The sequence below is a fragment of the Shewanella electrica genome (assembly GCF_022321485.1).
GTDB lineage: Bacteria > Pseudomonadota > Gammaproteobacteria > Enterobacterales > Shewanellaceae > Shewanella > Shewanella electrica.
Window position 1 is genome coordinate 1 of record NZ_JAKOGG010000071.1, and the last position, 412, is coordinate 412.

Below are 412 nucleotides of genomic sequence, written 5' to 3' on the forward strand. Positions count from 1 at the left end.
CTTCACAATGTTGAGAATCTCCTTATCATGGATCTTCCCAGTGCCATAGGTGTCAACAAACACAGACAAAGGCTCAGGCACACCAATGGCATAAGACACTTGCACAATGCACCTTCTGGCAAGTCCACTTGCCACAATGCTCTTAGCAGCCTGTCTCACAATGTAAGCACCACTCCTATCAACCTTGGTAGGGTCCTTCCCGGAGAAAGCACCACCACCATGAGCACCCCATCCTCCATAAGTATCGATAATGATCTTGCGGCCGGTGAGACCAGCATCGCCATGCGGCCCTCCAATGACAAACCTGCCAGAAGGGTTCAAATGGAAAATGGTCTTCTCATCAAGGTACTTCTCAGGAATCACAGGCTTAATCACGTGTTCTTTAAGATCAGCTGCAATCTCATCATTTGTG

The 412-nt window shown here is 48.3% G+C and carries 1 protein-coding gene; it reads right to left on the reverse strand.

Features of this window, described 5'->3' with window-relative positions:
• Window positions 1–412: methionine adenosyltransferase domain-containing protein (locus L9G74_RS23865; protein WP_238898522.1), on the reverse strand; the 412-nt coding region annotated here is incomplete at both ends.